General features: G+C 38.9%; 14 protein-coding genes. 10 read left to right on the top strand and 4 right to left on the bottom strand.

Going from position 1 to position 16,417, the window contains the following annotated elements; genetic code table 11:
* Positions 1-16: 16 nt before the first annotated feature.
* The 3 genes from ACYQ35_RS10865 to ACYQ35_RS10855 are packed head-to-tail and all read right to left on the bottom strand — an operon-like array spanning position 17 to position 2,631.
* Positions 17-802, bottom strand: coding sequence for an N-acetylmuramoyl-L-alanine amidase (locus tag ACYQ35_RS10865; RefSeq protein ID WP_009462378.1), 786 nt, complete (start codon positions 800-802; stop codon positions 17-19).
* A gap of 23 nt (positions 803-825) precedes the next feature.
* On the bottom strand, positions 826-1,314 hold the full coding sequence (locus tag ACYQ35_RS10860) for a DUF5721 family protein (protein WP_009462379.1): 489 nt from the start codon (positions 1,312-1,314) through the stop codon (positions 826-828).
* Positions 1,315-1,320: 6 nt separating this feature from the next.
* Positions 1,321-2,631: an MATE family efflux transporter gene (locus tag ACYQ35_RS10855; protein ID WP_459833438.1), complete on the bottom strand. Its 1,311-nt coding sequence runs from the start codon at positions 2,629-2,631 to the stop codon at positions 1,321-1,323.
* A gap of 112 nt (positions 2,632-2,743) precedes the next feature.
* Between ACYQ35_RS10855 and rluF the strand changes: the two genes are divergently transcribed.
* The 7 genes from rluF to lspA all read left to right on the top strand — a co-directional run bounded on the left by rluF (position 2,744) and on the right by lspA (position 10,863).
* The gene (rluF, locus tag ACYQ35_RS10850; protein ID WP_009462381.1) at positions 2,744-3,475 is read left to right on the top strand and encodes a 23S rRNA pseudouridine(2604) synthase RluF; all 732 of its coding nucleotides are present in this window, start codon (positions 2,744-2,746) and stop codon (positions 3,473-3,475) included.
* A gap of 15 nt (positions 3,476-3,490) precedes the next feature.
* Positions 3,491-5,452 (top strand): NAD-dependent DNA ligase LigA, encoded by a 1,962-nt coding sequence (gene ligA / locus ACYQ35_RS10845; protein WP_459833433.1) that lies wholly within the window; start codon positions 3,491-3,493, stop codon positions 5,450-5,452.
* A gap of 1 nt (position 5,453) precedes the next feature.
* Positions 5,454-6,857, top strand: a complete 1,404-nt coding sequence (gene clpX, locus ACYQ35_RS10840) for an ATP-dependent Clp protease ATP-binding subunit ClpX (protein ID WP_009462383.1) — start codon at positions 5,454-5,456, stop codon at positions 6,855-6,857.
* Between the two features lie 115 nt (positions 6,858-6,972).
* Positions 6,973-8,241 carry a cation:proton antiporter gene (locus ACYQ35_RS10835; protein ID WP_459833429.1) on the top strand — a complete coding sequence of 423 codons (1,269 nt, stop codon included), beginning with the start codon at positions 6,973-6,975 and terminating at the stop codon, positions 8,239-8,241.
* A gap of 142 nt (positions 8,242-8,383) precedes the next feature.
* Positions 8,384-10,096, top strand: coding sequence for a S8 family peptidase (locus ACYQ35_RS10830; RefSeq protein WP_459833426.1), 1,713 nt, complete (start codon positions 8,384-8,386; stop codon positions 10,094-10,096).
* Positions 10,097-10,114: 18 nt separating this feature from the next.
* Positions 10,115-10,402, top strand: a complete 288-nt coding sequence (locus ACYQ35_RS10825; protein WP_459833421.1) for a hypothetical protein — start codon at positions 10,115-10,117, stop codon at positions 10,400-10,402.
* A 2-nt stretch (positions 10,403-10,404) separates the two neighbouring features.
* A complete protein-coding gene (gene lspA / locus ACYQ35_RS10820) occupies positions 10,405-10,863 on the top strand; it encodes a signal peptidase II (RefSeq protein ID WP_009462387.1) in 459 nt (152 codons plus the stop codon).
* A gap of 25 nt (positions 10,864-10,888) precedes the next feature.
* Here the strand turns inward: lspA and ACYQ35_RS10815 are convergent, their stop codons facing one another.
* Entirely contained in the window at positions 10,889-11,824 is a 936-nt protein-coding gene (locus tag ACYQ35_RS10815) for a D-2-hydroxyacid dehydrogenase (RefSeq protein WP_459833413.1), read from the bottom strand.
* 85 nt (positions 11,825-11,909) lie between these two features.
* Here ACYQ35_RS10815 and nudC point away from each other — a divergent pair, with 85 nt between their 5' ends.
* From nudC to ACYQ35_RS10800, 3 genes are all read left to right on the top strand, one after another.
* Positions 11,910-12,749: an NAD(+) diphosphatase gene (gene nudC, locus ACYQ35_RS10810; RefSeq protein WP_009462389.1), complete on the top strand. Its 840-nt coding sequence runs from the start codon at positions 11,910-11,912 to the stop codon at positions 12,747-12,749.
* A gap of 118 nt (positions 12,750-12,867) precedes the next feature.
* Positions 12,868-13,722 carry a YitT family protein gene (locus ACYQ35_RS10805; RefSeq protein WP_009462390.1) on the top strand — a complete coding sequence of 285 codons (855 nt, stop codon included), beginning with the start codon at positions 12,868-12,870 and terminating at the stop codon, positions 13,720-13,722.
* Positions 13,723-13,953: 231 nt separating this feature from the next.
* The gene (locus tag ACYQ35_RS10800; RefSeq protein ID WP_459833408.1) at positions 13,954-16,206 is read left to right on the top strand and encodes a bifunctional metallophosphatase/5'-nucleotidase; all 2,253 of its coding nucleotides are present in this window, start codon (positions 13,954-13,956) and stop codon (positions 16,204-16,206) included.
* Positions 16,207-16,417: the final 211 nt, after the last annotated feature.

The following is a 16,417-nucleotide window of genomic DNA, read 5'->3' as shown; positions in this document are numbered from 1 at the left end:
TCCTTTTTTTAATAGATTATTTGAAATAAGCATCAATCCCGTTGGCAATTCCGGAGACCATGAGATTTTGTGTGCTTGTGTTTTGCATGTTCTTGTCTTCAGCCGGATTAGTCATAAATCCAAGTTCGATAATGGTGACGGGAATTTTACACCAGTTTATGCCGCTCATTGTATCGCTGGTAAGCACTCCCCTGTTTTTAAAACCGGTTGCATCACAGTAAGACGCGATAATGGACTCAGACAACTTTCGGGAAGCAACGGCGATGTCTTTTACATAACGGTTATTTTGGGAAGGAGCAATGGTAAGCGCACCGGATACGGAGCGATTGTTATCTCCATTTGCGTGTACACGAATGAAAATATCTGCACCGGAGCGGTTTGCAATTTCTGCCCGCTCAGCATTACTGATGTTGACCTCATTTTGCTCGCGGATCATAATGACCTCATATCCCCGATTCAACAACTCTTGTTTTAACAGAAGCGAAATATCTAATGTGAGTTGATATTCAGGAACCTTCGTTGATATTCCGGACGTGCCGCCGGCAACTTTGGCTTTCCTTTCGGAAGCGCCGGGGCCAATCGGCTCAAGTTCAGAGTTTCCTTTTTGCTGGTGTCCGGCGTCAATTGCGACGGTATATTGTTTTGGTTTCACAAAAGCGTCTGCCGACAATGTGATTTCCGGAGAAATATGCTTTGCAGGCTGCAAAAAGGAAGTTATTTCCGATGGCACCAGAGAAGAAGAGCAGCCCGTTAAAAGCAGACAGCTGCCGATTAATATAAAAAATTTTTTGACTTTTCTCATTTGTGTATCCTCCGTTTGACCGCTTACATTAATTCAAAACTGATTTCCTTTTGCACAAAAAATTTCTGTACCATTTTATCCCAAGCCTCCTCTAAAGACTTATCCAAAGTGAACAGATTCATGGAAGTTCCCGTAACACATCGGAGGGAATGTCCGTCATAAGAGATATTTAAGTATAATCCCTGCACATCTTGGGGAGTGAAAGACAGTCCCTGCTGTCTTAAAAGTTTTTCAATATTAGGTTCAGACAGTCCGAAGACAAATTTAAACCGAAGAGGAGTACGCTTTCCGCGGATAAGGGAAAAGCAATATTCTCTTAACTCCTTCCAAAGGGAATAATTGCGTTCGGGGATCATATCTTTGTCAAAAAAGTCTTTTTGTAAATATCCGTTTATTGAAAAAGTATTGAACGTAACTATCTCTCCCTCGATAAAAAGAAACGAATCAAAGGTATCGGAGAGAAGAAGTTTGGACATAAATTCCTTCACTTCTGAGATAGATAACAAAATCATAAAATTTTACCTCCGTTTGAGAAAATAAATACCGAGTCCAAGTGTGATAAATTCAGCCAAAGGTACGGCGGCCCATATGCCGGTCACTCCGAAGAAAAGTGGAAGAATATAGACAAACAGTACGCTCAATACACAACTTTTTATCAGGCAGAGAGAAAGAGAAAGCTGCGGTTTTACCGTAGATTGAAAATATCCCACAATAAACATATTAATTCCGATAACGAAGAATCCCGTAAAATAAATGCGGATTGCCGTTGAGGAAAGAGCCAGTATTTCGGCATTTGGATTTAAGAAAATATTTGTAAACATATTTGGCACAATCAGTCCGAGGATTGCAGGGACAGAGCAAATGATAAAAGCGGTTTTTAATCCCAGTTTTTTTACGGTGCGGATACGCTCGTCTAATCCTGCCCCGTGATTAATGGAAATAATCGGCTGAGAGGCCTGATTGATTCCGTTACACAGGCAGGCAACAACAATAGAAGTGTTTGCGATAACGCCATACATGGTTACCCCGATGTCGCCGATATATTTCAAAATCTGTATGTTGAAGAAAAACATAACAATTCCCGCGGACATTTCTAAAATGAAACTGGTAAATCCGTTTTTGAAAATCTGTTTCACGAAGGAGAAAGAAAGTCCTTTTAAAGTAAAATGCAATCCGTTTCTTTTTGAGAAGAAATGGAAAAGCAAAATACAGGTTGTAATGATTGTCCCAATAACGCTTGCAATGGAGGCGCCTGCCATTTCCATATCAAATGTAAACACAAAAAGAATGTCTAAAAATACATTTGTAATACCGCCGGTTACTACGGCAATCATGGAAAGTTTAGGTGCGCCGTCATTTCTGACAAATGTCTGTAAAAATGTGGAGAAGGAGAAAAACCCAAGTCCCCAAATAACATATGGAGCATAGTCCATAATATATGGTAAAGTGATTTCTGTTGCACCGAGAAAACGTGCCATATCCTCCATAAAAATAAGGAAAATAATCATATAGATGATGCTGATAACAGCATTTAACAGTACGGCGGTAGAAAAATAACGGTTTCCTGTCTGATAATCACCTTTCCCTCTGGCGATAGACATTAACACGGAGCCGCCCACTCCAAATAACAATCCTGTTCCAAAGAAAACATTAAAAAGCGGTAATACAATATTTAAAGCAGCCATTGCGTCTGCGCCGATTCCCTTTCCGATAATAATTGTGTCTGCCAGCACATAAATAGACGTTACCATTGTTCCGCATATAGACGGGAAAAGGTAACGAAAAAAGATTTTGGAAACAGGTTCTTCCGTAAATGATTTGATATTCATAATCTGCTCCTTTTTAAATTTTACTATCCGTTATATTATAGCAGAAAGATTGACTTTTTGAAAGTAAAACAGTATCATAAACCTAACTGTTTATATGCTTGGGAGAATAAAAATGAAGGAAGAATTGATTCGTTTAAATAAATTTTTAAGTGAGGCAGGTGTCTGCTCAAGAAGGGAAGCGGACAGGCTGATAGAGGCGGGCAAAGTGTTCGTGGACGGCAGACGTGCGGAGACCGGAATGAGAGTTTCACCGGCGCAGGAAATAAAAGTCGGGAAAAAGGTCATTCATAAAGGGAATGAGATGGTATTGCTCGCGGTCAATAAGCCGGCAGGAATTGTCTGTACGGAAGAGAAGAAAGAGAAGCACAACATTATCCGTTTTTTAAATTATCCGACAAGAATAACTTATATCGGACGATTAGATAAGGATTCAGAAGGGCTTCTGCTTATGACGAATAACGGAGATATTATCAATAAGATGATGCGAGCCGGAAACAGACACGAAAAGGAATATAAGGTGACGGTGAATAAGCCGGTCACTCGGGAATTTATTGAAAAAATGGGGCAGGGAGTTCCGATTTTAGATACGGTGACAAGGCCGTGCAAAGTAAAAGCGATTGGAAAATACAAATTTAATATTGTACTGACACAGGGATTAAACCGTCAGATTCGCAGAATGTGTGAATATTTTGGATATAAGGTGACAAGACTGGAAAGAGTGCGTGTAATGAATATCCAACTGGGCAGTTTAAAACCGGGAGAATATAGAGAGGTGACAGACGATGAAATCAGGGAACTTTATGAACTGATTAAAGATTCATCAAATGAAACCGTTATAGAATAGAAATAGGAGTAAAGTATGATAGATAAGAAAAAACGTATGCAGGAACTGATCGCATTGCTGAATGAGGCGGGAAAGGCTTATTATCAGGGTGCGACAGAGATTATGAGCAATTTTCAATATGATAAGTTATATGATGAGTTGGCAGAATTAGAGAAAGAATTAAATGTCACCCTGTCGAACAGCCCTACGGTAAATGTAGGATATGAGGTGTTAAGCGAACTGCCAAAAGAACGGCACGAAAAACCGATGCTTTCCCTTGATAAGACAAAAGAAGTAAGCAGTCTGAAAGAATTTTTGGGAAATCAGAAAGCGGTTATTTCATGGAAACTGGACGGACTTACCATTGTGCTGACATACCGTGACGGAGAACTTCAAAAGGCGGTAACACGAGGCAATGGAGAAGTGGGGGAAGTCATAACAAACAATGCGAAAGTGTTTAAAAATATTCCGTTGCATATTTCTTATAAAGGAGAACTGGTGCTTCGGGGCGAGGCGGTTATCGGCTATAAAGATTTTGAGAGAATTAACGAAGAAATTGAGGACGCAGATGCCAAATACAAAAATCCCCGAAACTTATGCAGCGGCTCCGTGAGACAGTTAAATAATGAAATTACCGCAAAGAGAAATGTAAGATTCTTTGCTTTTTCTCTTGTAAAAGCAGAAGGCGTAGATTTTAAAAATTCAAGAAATGAGCAGATGAGATGGCTTTCGCAGCAGGGGTTTGATGTAGTTGAGCATGAGGAAGTGACAAGCGCGGATATAGAAGAAAAGGTGGAAATGTTTGCGCATAAAATAGAGAAAAATGATTTTCCGTCAGACGGACTTGTGCTTGTCTATGACGATATTGCGTATGGACAGTCGCTTGGAACGACGGCGAAATTCCCAAGAGATTCCTTTGCGTTTAAATGGGCAGACGAAATTCGAGAGACAACTTTACGTGAAATTGAGTGGAGTCCGTCAAGGACCGGACTCATTAATCCGGTTGCCATATTTGATTCAGTGGAGTTGGAAGGAACAACGGTGAGCCGTGCAAGTGTCCATAATATAAGTATTATGGAAGAACTGGAACTTGGCATTGGCGATACGATACAGGTATATAAAGCGAATATGATTATCCCTCAGATTGCCGAGAATCTCACAAGAAGCGGAGTGCAAGATATTCCCGACGTCTGTCCGGTGTGCAGGGAGAAGACAGAAATCAGGAAAGTGAATAACGCAAAGGCGCTTTATTGTACAAATCTTGAGTGTCAGGCAAAACGGATAAAATCTTTTGCGCTTTTTGCGAGCAGAGATGCGCTGAATATCGATGGAATGTCGGAGGCAACTTTAGAAAAATTTATTCTGGAAGGATTTATAAAAGAGTATGCGGATATTTTCCATATGGACAGATATGAAGAAAAAATAAAGTCTATGGAAGGATTCGGAGAAAAGTCGTATAATAAACTGCAGGCAAGCGTTGAAAAGGCAAGAACGACAACTTTGCCGAAAGTGATTTACAGTCTGGGAATTGCCAATATCGGTTTGGCAAATGCGAAGATGATTTGTAAAGAATTTCAAAATAATGCAGATGAAATTATGAATGCCACGCCGGAAAGACTAAATCAGATTGACGGTGTGGGAGAAGTGATTGCCGGAACATTTGTAGAATACTTTTCTGTAGAGAAACACAGAAAAGAGTTTCAAAATCTTCTCAGGGAACTTACGATTCCGAAGGAGAGCGCGGAGGAAGGAAAACAGATTTTTGACGGAATCCAATTTGTTATTACCGGAAGCGTAAATCATTTTGCAAATCGTAATGAGGTAAAGGAAGTTATTGAGAGTAAAGGTGGAAAAGTGACGGGAAACGTTACTTCTAAGACAAATTATTTAATCAACAACGATACAGCATCAACTTCTTCTAAAAATAAAAAGGCGAGGGAACTGGGAATACCGATTATTTCAGAGGAAGAATTTTTGGAAATGTTAAGAAAGGGATAATATGTTAGAGAACGAGAATAATGTAAAAGATACTGAATTACAGGAAACAAATGATAAACAAGAAGAATATGAAAAATTCTGTTTTATGTGCAGACGTCCGGAGAGTGTAGCGGGGAAAATGATAGAATTGCCTAACCATATCCATGTATGCTCAGACTGTATGCAGAAAAGTTTTGATGCGATGAATAATGGACAGATTGACTACAGCAAATTAATGAACATACCGGGGATACAGGTAATGAATGTGGAAGATTTGGAAAACATGATGCCAAAACAGCAGAAAGTAAAAAAGAAAAAGCCAAAAGAAGAGGCGAAACCTGCGTTGGACATTAAAAATATTCCGGCACCTCACAAGATTAAGGCGAGTCTGGACGAGTACATTGTAGGGCAGGAACATGCAAAAAAGGCAATGGCGGTTGCAGTCTATAATCATTATAAGCGAGTTGCCACAAATACGATGGACGATATTGAGATTGAAAAATCTAATATGTTGATGATTGGGCCTACAGGCTGCGGAAAAACATATCTTGTGAAAACACTGGCACGCCTTTTAGATGTTCCGTTAGCCATTACCGATGCCACTTCCCTCACGGAGGCGGGATATATCGGTGATGATATTGAGAGTGTTGTTTCCAAGTTGCTGGCGGCAGCAGATAATGATGTGGAAAAAGCGGAACAGGGAATTATTTTCATTGATGAAATTGATAAAATCGCAAAGAAGAAAAATACAAACCAGAGAGATGTAAGCGGTGAATCCGTACAGCAGGGAATGTTGAAACTGTTAGAGGGCAGTGACGTGGAAGTACCTGTAGGAGCAAACAGCAAAAATGCGATGGTTCCGTTGACTACTGTAAATACAAAAAATATTTTATTTATCTGTGGAGGGGCATTCCCGGACTTAGAGGAAATCATTAAAGAGCGTCTGAACAAGCAGGCGTCTGTAGGTTTTATGGCGGATTTGAAAGACAAGTATAATAATGATAAAAATCTGTTAGAGAAAGTGGAAGTGGAAGACCTTAGAAACTTTGGAATGATTCCTGAATTTATCGGACGCCTTCCGGTTATCTTTACTTTACAGGGATTAGATAGAGATAAATTGGTTAAAATTTTAAAAGAGCCTAAAAATGCAATTTTAAAACAATATCAGAAATTACTCGCACTGGACGAGGTGAAATTGGAATTTGATGAGGAGGCATTAGGTGCAATCGCAGAAAAAGCGATGAAGAAAGATACGGGTGCGAGAGCGCTTCGCGCAATTATTGAAGAATTTATGTTGGACATTATGTACGAGATTCCAAAAGACGATAATATTGGACAGGTAACTATTACAAAAGCATACATAGAGGGAACAGGAGGTCCGGTAATTACTCTTCGCGGACAGGCCGCCATCGAACAAAAGTTATAAAAAAACAATTAAATAATTAAAAAAATTGTAAAAAATGACGGTTGCAAAACCTCTCCAATGGGTGTAATCTGAATAAGATTTTGAAGAGAAGAGAAAAGACAAGGAGATGTAAGACATGGAAGAGTATCGTTATTTGTTGGACGTTGCAATTATTCTGTTAAGTACGAAAGTGCTTGGACTTGCAACGAGAAGAGTACAAATGCCACAGGTTGTAGGAGCGCTATTGGCGGGACTTGTATTAGGGCCGGCAATGCTTGGCATATTAACGGAAACTAGTTTTATCCATGAAATTGCAGAAATCGGCGTTATCGTTTTGATGTTCTGCGCAGGTATGGAGACAGATATTAAGGAATTAAAAGAGAGTGGAAAAGCATCATTTGTAATCGCGCTTTGCGGTGTTATCGTTCCCCTGATTGGCGGATTTGCAATAGCATATTTCTTCAATAAACCGGAATTGATTTCTTCAGATGCAAGTTGCAATATCTTTTTACAGAATATTTTCATTGGAATTATTTTGACAGCTACATCGGTAAGTATTACGGTAGAAACATTAAAAGAACTTGGAAAATTAAAAACACGTTCAGGAAATGCGATTTTAGGAGCGGCAATTATTGATGATATTTTAGGAATTATTGCCCTTACAATTGTAACAAGTATGGCGGATTCATCGGTAAGTATTGCAGTCGTATTATTGAAAATTGCAGGATTTTTTGTGTTTGCGGGTATTATCGGCGTTCTGTTTTACAAATTATTTAAAAAATGGAGTGAGACTTCAAATAAACCACTTAGAAGACATGCAATCATTGCCTTCGTATTCTGCTTATTAATGGCATTTATTGCGGAAGTCGGATTCGGAGTTGCGGATATTACGGGAGCGTTTATTGCAGGTTTAATTATTTCAAATACTTCACGTTCGGCTTTTGTGGCATCAAAGTTTGATACATTATCTTATATGTTATTGTCACCAATCTTTTTCGCCAGCATCGGATTAAAAGTAGTATTACCTAAGATGTCGGTTGCCGTTGTTGTGTTCTCAGTCTTATTATGTATCATAGCTATCTTAACAAAGATTGTCGGCTGTGGTCTGGGAGCAAAAATTTGCGGTTATGAAAACTATCAGTGTAAGAGAATTGGTGTGGGTATGATTTCCCGTGGTGAGGTGGCATTGATTGTAGCAAGCAAGGGAGAAGCGTTAGGACTTTTGGGTTCTAACTTCTTAGGACCGGTTATTATCGTTGTCGTTATCACAACAATTATTACACCGATTTTATTAAAACTTGTATTCAAATCATCACCGGCAAATGCACAACCGTCAGATTATGCGGGAAGCAACAAGTTTGCGGAATATGATGACAGTGTTCGTGGAATGCGTGAAGAAAAATAAACTTGTAAATAAGGTAAAAAATAGGTGAAAATCTNNAGATTTTCACCTATTTTTTTGAGTATGTTCAAACTCCAAGTGATGACAATAAAAATTTTCATATCTTCTATTACCTTTTCATACATTGAAAATAAAAAGGAATAATATGTTAGAAGACGTAGCGTTATGTAAAGAACAGATTTTATCAGAAGATTTCAGGGATTTTATTTATGAGAGGGAGAACCCCTATTTTCTGGAGCAGATTTCAACGAGCCGGGTATGTGAACAGGAGATAGGATTTTATTATCGCGCTATTTATATAAATAAAATTTTTGGAGATCCTGTGAATCTGGAGAGATTTAGTTATGGGAGTATTCCGAAGTGCTATACTTTATTGGGGACGGAAACGTTAAATCAAGCGGGAATTACTCAGGTGCAAAATTATCCTACATTAAGGCTGAAAGGCGAAGGAGTGATGATTGGGATTATTGACACGGGTATTGATTATGAAAATCCTTTGTTTAGAAATGCGGACGGAACGACACGGATTGCAGGGATATGGGATCAGACAATACAGACGGGAAGAGAACCGGAAGGATTTTTATATGGAAGTGAATATGTCAGAGAGGAGATTGATGAGGCGCTGCGAAGCGATAATCCAAAGGAAATCGTTCCGACAACAGACACGGACGGGCATGGGACGTTTGTTGCGAGTATAGCGGGCGGGGGAGAAAATGTGGAGGAAGATTTTCTTGGGGCGGCGCCAAGAGCAACCTTTGGCATCGTAAAATTAAAAGAGGCAAAAAATTATTTAAAACAATTTTATTTTATTAATGAAGATGCAAAATGTTATCAGGAAAACGACATTATGCTCGGCATGCGGTATCTGGAAATACTGGCAGACAGAAATCAGATGCCGCTTATCTTTTGTATACCTCTCGGGACAAATTTAGGAGACCATAATGGAACGTCTCCTCTTGGAAATTTACTTTCTTATTATTCTAATGAGCATAATATGGCAGTTGTTTTGGGCGGCGGAAATGAGGCAAATCAAAGGCATCACTATTACGGGAAACTGGAGGAGAGAAGAGATAAAGATTCAGTTGAAATTCGTGTGGAAAGGGGAGGAGAGGGATTTACTCTGGAAATGTGGACGGATATTCCTAACATTTTTATGGTGTCTATCATTTCTCCGGCGGGAGAAAAAATTCCGTTTCCTACAGTGAAACAAAGTGAGAGTACTTTTGTACACAGTTTTGTATTTGAGAGGACGACGGTGTATGTAGATTATCGCTTGCTTGTGGAAAGGACAAATTCAGAATTGGCATTTATCCGGTTTGAAAATGCGGTAGAAGGAATTTGGAGAATAGAAGTGGAAGCGATACAGGTTGCAGATGGAATTTTTCACATGTGGCTGCCTGTGACGGAGTTTTTAAAAGGAGAGGTTTATTTTTTACTTTCTAACCCGGACTGGACAATTACGGAACCGGGGTGTGTATGGACTGTGATGACAGCGGCAAACTATAATGGCAATAATAATAGTATTGCCATTGATTCGGGAAGAGGGTATACTAGAAATGGAACTTTAAAGCCGGATTTTGCAGCGCCCGGAGTGAATGTGATGGGAGTTACAAATCGGAATCAGTTCGCAGAAAGAAGCGGTTCCAGTATTTCGGCTGCAATCACAGCGGGAGCATCTGCCCTGTTAATGGAATGGCTCTACTATCAGATTGGCAGAAGGAATGTGGATACAGTACAAATTAAAAATCTGCTGATTTTGGGAACGAATCGTATAGACTCGGAAGAATATCCGAACAGATTGTGGGGATATGGAACTTTAGATTTATACAAAACGTTTGATGAATTAAAGTCGTTTTAAGAAAGGGGAAACGGGAAGATGAAAGATTTATGGGAAGATATTGTGGATAGAATTAGTGAAACAGCGGAGACTGTGGGGAAAAGAGCAGGAGAAGTTGTGGAAACACAGAAGATTAAAGGAAAAATCCGCAATTTAGAGAGAAGCAACAGAAGAGACTTTAGAGACTTGGGGCGCATCGTTTATGAACGTTACCAAAAAGGAGAGGTACAGGACGAAGATTTTTTGGAGTTATGCGAAAACATTGCCGAAAGAGAGCAGGAAATCAAAGTCTGTGAATATGAGATGAAAGATATTTTTGAGGATTAATTATGCTGATTATTTGTTGTTTGTCGATTGTCGGAATAGCGATTCTCGACTTATGGATAAAAAGCCGGGTAGAAAAAAAGATTAAGCGGGGAGAAGAGATTCCTGTCTGCAGAGGGAAGATTCTGTTGCGTCACGTACATAATGAGGGAATGGCGTTAAATATGCTGGACAGATACCCAAAAGCAGTCAAATGGATTTCAATTGTGATGACGGGAATAGTGGCTGTCTATGCTCTGTGTCTGTTTGGAAAACATAAAAACGGATTGGAAAAAATCAGTTTAAGTTTTCTGATTGGCGGTGCGGTCAGCAACCTGTATGACAGAATAAAAAGAAAATATGTTGTAGATTATATTGGATTTAAAACAAAATGGAAAAAACTGACGGACATCACGTTTAATATAGGTGATTTCAGTATTTTTGCGGGAGCAATCGGATTTATTCTGTCCGGTTTTAAGAAGTAGATGAGGAGATGCGGTTGCATCTCCTTTAAATATGAAAGAATTCTTTGATTTGATTCAAAATAATGTGCATTAATCTTGTGCGCGCCTCTATGCTTGCCCATGCAATGTGCGGTGTAATTAGCAGTTTTCGACTATCCTCTATCTGCAGCAAAGGATTTTCGGCCTCCATCGGTTCTGTACAAAGAACGTCCAGGCCGGCAGCGGCAATCAACTGATTTTCCAATGCGTACGCTAAATCACTTTCCACAACAATTGCTCCCCGGCCGAGATTGAGAAAAATGGCGGAAGATTTCATTTTGGCAAAAGCCGACTTATTCATTAAATTTTTCGTTTTATCAGTGAGAGGTGCGTGTACGGACAAAATATCAGATTGAGTCAGAACGGTATCAAAATCTACCTGATGATATCCCTTCTGTGCGGGGCTTCCTGAAGGGGAGTAATAAATTACATTTGCGCCAAAACATTCTGCGATTTGTGCGACACGCCGTCCGATATTTCCAAGACCGATAATACCCCACGTTTTTCCTTCGATTTCCGAAAATTTTTCTTCAAAATGCGTAAAAATCCTATCGTTTACATAATGGCCGCCTTTTACATAGCCATCATAATAATTCAATTTTTCTAAAAGATAAAACAGCATGGCAAAAGTGTGCTGTGCAACTGAATTCGTAGAATATCCGGCTACATTACGCCATGCGATATGATTTTTTTCAAGATACTCTTTATCTAAATTATCTGTACCGGTTGCAGTGACACAGACAAGTTTTAAATGTTTTGCAGTGTGAATTGTAGAGTGATTAATGGCAACTTTGTTTAAAATAAGGACATCGGCATCTTTTACTCTGTCGGGAATCTGCTCCGGAGTGGAAAAATCATATTTTACGATTTCTCCTAATTTTTCAAAGGAGGACAGATTTATATCATCACCAATTGTTTTTGCATCTAAAAATACTATTTTCATTCTTTTAATCCTTTCTGATTTGTTATAAAATAATTTTAGCGTTGAAAATAAAAAAAGTCTATATAAAGATAATGGAGATGATGAGATGATACAGGATATATATCCACATATTTATAGGAATGAATATAAACCGAAAGCCCCACAAAAAGAAAGTTTTCTCTTGATTTATAAGGGGCGTGAGGCGCTGTTAAAGGAGAGTGAGGAAATTTGCTTTCCGACCTTTGGGGAAATGGAATTGTATGATTCTGCTCTGTGTGAAAAATGCACATATTTATTTTCTGTCGATAATCAGTCTTTTTATCTGGCAGAAGATTTCTACGGGGACATAGAAGGATATTGTTGGAAAGATGCGGAAATGTTTCGCAGATTGAAGCCGCAGCATCTTGCGTTTGCCGGAATTACGGGCTGCCAGTTACACCGCTGGTATCAGTCTCACAAATTTTGTGGAAGATGCGGAAGGAAAATGGTAAAAGATGACAGGGAGAGAATGTTAAAATGTGAACACTGCGGCCAAATGGAATATCCGAAAATTTCCCCGGCAGTTATCGTAGGTGTCACAGACGGAAACAGACTTTTGATGTCAAAATACGCGGGAAGGGAATATAAAAAATATGCCCTGATAGCGGGATATGCGGAAATAGGAGAAACAATAGAAGAAACGGTTAAACGTGAGGTTATGGAAGAGGTAGGACTGAAAGTAAAAAATATAAGATTTTACAAAAGCCAGCCATGGTCTTTTACGGATACGCTTCTTTTAGGTTTTTTTGCGGACTTGGACGGAGAGGATAAGATTACGCTGGACAAAGAAGAGTTGGCGCTGGCAGAGTGGTTTGAACGTGAAGATATTCCGATAACGGAAAGAAATATCAGCCTTACAAATGAAATGATTTTATATTTTAAGGAAAAGAAAAATATTGACATTTAATTAAAGGAAGAATATACTATAATAGTAAAAGAGCGATTGCGAATTATAATATTATAATTTGCTTTGCTCTTTTTTAGGTTTAGCAAGAAGTAAATGTAAAATAGGAAAGGAAGAGAGTATGGAGAAAAACAGAAGAAAAGAGTTTGCTATTGATATTTTGGTAGATATTGTCGGAAACCTGTTAATTGCCATTGGAGTATATAATTTTGCGGCAAATTCAGGATTTCCTGTAGCGGGAATTTCAGGAATTGCCATGATTTTTTATCATTTATTTGGGTTGCCAATCGGTACGATGACAATCATATTAAATATCCCGATTGTTATTATGTGTTACAAATTATTGGGAAAAGGATTTTTGTTAAGATCCATTAAAACAATGATTATTGCATGGCCGCTTATGGACTATGTTGCACCGATGCTGCCGGTATACTCGGGAGACAGAATGTTATCTGCCATCTGCGTAGGAGTATTTTCAGGTTTAGGTTATGCCATGATTTATATGAGAAATACATCTACAGGGGGAGCAGACTTTATTATCATGTCAGTTCGTGCTTTGAGACCACATTTATCCATTGGAAAAATTACATTTATTACAGACGTAATTATTGTAGGACTTGGAGGACTTCTTTTTGGAGACGTGGACAGTATTATTTACGGTCTGATTTTAACTTATATCCTTTCCGTTGTTGTAGATAAAGTAATGTACGGTATTGATGCTGGAAAAATGACATTGGTTGTCACAGACCACGGACATGAAGTTGCAAAACGAATTGATGAACTGACACAGAGAGGTTCAACATTTCTGCGCGGCGTAGGAAGTTATTCGGGAGAAGAGAAATTAGTTGTTATGTGTGCCTGCAGTAATAAGGAAATGCATATGGTACAAAAAGCGGTTAAAGAAGTGGACGAAGAAGCTTTCTTAATTACAATGGAATCAAATGAAGTGAGGGGGGAAGGGTTTAAACCTCACTAAATATATAGACACACTTAAGGTGAAAAGATTGCGCAATTGTGCAATCTTTTTGTATTTCTAAAGAAAACTTAATACTGTTTACATTTGGCCGGAAGCCATTATATAATACAGAAAAAGAGAGCGGTAAAAAAGTGAGACACACAAATATAAACAGAAAGGTGGAAAGCGTGGGAGAATACATTGTGTGTAAGTGTAACTGGTTATGGATATGAAAAAAGGGAGGAAAATTGAATGAAAAGAAAACAGAAAACACTACTGTCATTTTTAATGATTATGGCAATGCTGCTTGTTAATGCTCCGCAGGTGCAGGCAGAAAATAATAATCCATATGCAAACTGGGATACTATCAAGGTTTTTGAAACAACGGACGTTCATGGATATATTACTGATGTTTCTACATATAAGGAAGAAACTTTCCAGTACAGGCTTGCATATATTGCCAAACTTGTGAACGATGCACGCGCAAACAGTGAATACGAAGGAGTACTTTTGCTGGACGGCGGAGATATTTATCAAAGTACGCCGCATTCAAATTTAACTTTTGGAGCGCCTATGCGTGCTGCCTATGACAAAATGAAATACGATGCTGTTGCTCTTGGAAATCATGAGTTTGATTGGGACGTGAAAAAGTATGTAGCAGATGAAAAAGGAACAATGGCTCCGTACGAAATTGGAAATTATAAAGGAGATTCGGATATTCCTGTTTTGGCAAACAATCTATATTATAAAGAAAATGGTCAGAGAGTTCCTTTTACACAGGACTATACTGTAGTGAAAAAAGGAAAATATGATATAGCGATTGTCGGATATGTGGAAGATTACTCAAACGATATAAAGGCTTCACAGATAGCGCCATATAAAATTGACGGAGACTTAAATAAACTTAGTGAAAGAACAAAAGAAGTAAAAGAAAAAACAAAAGCAGATGTAGTAATGGTTTTGGCACATGGCGAGCCGGGACCGATTGCGGAGGCGATGAATCCGGACGTGGTGGACTTGGTTTTGGGCGGACACTCACATGAAAAAAATGTGGGAACGGCAAAAAATGGAATTGACTATATTCAGGGGAATTCAAAAGCATACGGCTACGCAACTGCGGAAGTAAAAATCAATCCGGAGAACAATGATGTTGAAGTGATAGATCCGACATATGTGGATACAACTGCGAAAGAAAATTTGCAGAATCTGTATTATCAGAATGGGAATAATCCACATTTGGATAAAGAAATCACAAAAATCAGTCAGGCGGCATGGGACGAGGTAAAAGATGAAATGTATGAAGTTCTCTGCACGGTAGATAAAAATATTACAAAAACACCTATTCAGGAGGGAACGACAACTTCCATAGCGGGAAACTGGCTGGCAGGATTGATGTTGGACGCAACAAAAGAACAAAATACAGTTGCGGCATTTACAAACAGCGGGGGAATACGCTCGGATATTTTGTTGGAAGAAGGGGCGTCAACACGAAACGTTACCGTGGCAGACATTTATACAATCACACCGTTTGGAAACAGACTTTATACATATGAAATAACAGGAAAACAGATGGCACAACAGCTGGAGAACGCTTTGCTTGGAACAAATGACAGTTCTAATTTTGGCGACCAATTTTCGGGAATTACTGCCACTTACGAAAAAGTGAACGGCAAAGTGAAAGTAACTTCCATAACAACAGACCGGGGAGAACCGATTTCCATTTATGACACAGAGAAAAAATATCCTGTTTGTGTCAATGAATATTGTGCGACGCTGGAAGGTTCTGTGTTTAAAGAATTGAAACCGATTGTTTCTCCAGATGATGCTCCTATAGATAATTTGAGTGCAATTCAGGCTCTGCGCGACAGAAGAGAGGCACAGGGACTGAAAATGGAGTTGGACACAAAGGTAAGAGCGATAGAGCAGCCGGCGGGAACATATCTTGCAGAAGAGATTACACGTTTAGAAAAAGATGCACAGGCATATAGAGTAGAAACGGCAAAATCTTCAGATACGGAAAAAATCCGGTTGTTAGATGAAAAAGGCAAAGAATTATTGTCAAATCCTGATATAAGCGAAGAACAGAAAAATCAGGTAAACAAGGTATTAGAGCATACGAAAGCGCTCTTAGAAAGAATTTCTACGGCGCAACAGGCGTTACAGACTGAAAATATTAAAAAAGCAGACAAAATCAATACGGATAATGTAAAAGTAACAGACAAAACTGTGCTGGAAAATGCGAAAAGGGACTTAGAGACAGCGGAAAAATTATATAAACAAAACTATACGGAAGAGGAACTGGCCCAATTAAAGACAAAATTGCAGCAGGTTCAGAAGAACTTAGATGCAATCAAGAAGATGCAAAATACCCATGCACCTGAAAATAATGGGGGAGGGGCAGCAAATCCAAAGACAGCCGACGCAACACAGGTGACAATCTGGCTTATTATGATGATGGCTGCAACGGGAAGTTTGACAGCATTAAGATATAAAAAGAAAAATTAGTGTATAGCAGGATAGTATGAAACAAGAAAGAGTCGACAGGGCTCTTTCTTGTTTGTAGGAATGATTGCAGAACCTTTTTATCATTATAGTGTATGCCGCGAGGGGGCGATTTTGGGCGTAAGTAATTATGGTGTTATGGGCGAAAGGAAATAATAAGATTTAGAGAATGTAATTTTCGTAAAAAAATTGCAGAAAAATGAAAAAAGATGTT

It is taken from the genome of Faecalimonas hominis (assembly GCF_054660755.1).
This window is presented reverse-complemented; position numbering and strand designations above follow the sequence as displayed.

Bases quoted from the DNA above. Each gene is read 5' to 3' on its own strand.
- ACYQ35_RS10835 (WP_459833429.1), top strand. From the start codon at position 6,973: ATGGAAGAGTATCGTTATTTGTTGGACGTTGCAATTATTCTGTTAAGT.
- rluF (WP_009462381.1), top strand. From the start codon at position 2,744: ATGAAGGAAGAATTGATTCGTTTAAATAAATTTTTAAGTGAGGCAGGT.
- ACYQ35_RS10860 (WP_009462379.1), bottom strand. From the start codon at position 1,314: ATGATTTTGTTATCTATCTCAGAAGTGAAGGAATTTATGTCCAAACTT.
- ACYQ35_RS10855 (WP_459833438.1), bottom strand. From the start codon at position 2,631: ATGAATATCAAATCATTTACGGAAGAACCTGTTTCCAAAATCTTTTTT.
- lspA (WP_009462387.1), top strand. From the start codon at position 10,405: ATGCTGATTATTTGTTGTTTGTCGATTGTCGGAATAGCGATTCTCGAC.
- ACYQ35_RS10805 (WP_009462390.1), top strand. From the start codon at position 12,868: ATGGAGAAAAACAGAAGAAAAGAGTTTGCTATTGATATTTTGGTAGAT.
- nudC (WP_009462389.1), top strand. From the start codon at position 11,910: ATGATACAGGATATATATCCACATATTTATAGGAATGAATATAAACCG.
- ligA (WP_459833433.1), top strand. From the start codon at position 3,491: ATGATAGATAAGAAAAAACGTATGCAGGAACTGATCGCATTGCTGAAT.
- clpX (WP_009462383.1), top strand. From the start codon at position 5,454: ATGTTAGAGAACGAGAATAATGTAAAAGATACTGAATTACAGGAAACA.
- ACYQ35_RS10800 (WP_459833408.1), top strand. From the start codon at position 13,954: ATGAAAAGAAAACAGAAAACACTACTGTCATTTTTAATGATTATGGCA.
- ACYQ35_RS10815 (WP_459833413.1), bottom strand. From the start codon at position 11,824: ATGAAAATAGTATTTTTAGATGCAAAAACAATTGGTGATGATATAAAT.
- ACYQ35_RS10865 (WP_009462378.1), bottom strand. From the start codon at position 802: ATGAGAAAAGTCAAAAAATTTTTTATATTAATCGGCAGCTGTCTGCTT.
- ACYQ35_RS10830 (WP_459833426.1), top strand. From the start codon at position 8,384: ATGTTAGAAGACGTAGCGTTATGTAAAGAACAGATTTTATCAGAAGAT.
- ACYQ35_RS10825 (WP_459833421.1), top strand. From the start codon at position 10,115: ATGAAAGATTTATGGGAAGATATTGTGGATAGAATTAGTGAAACAGCG.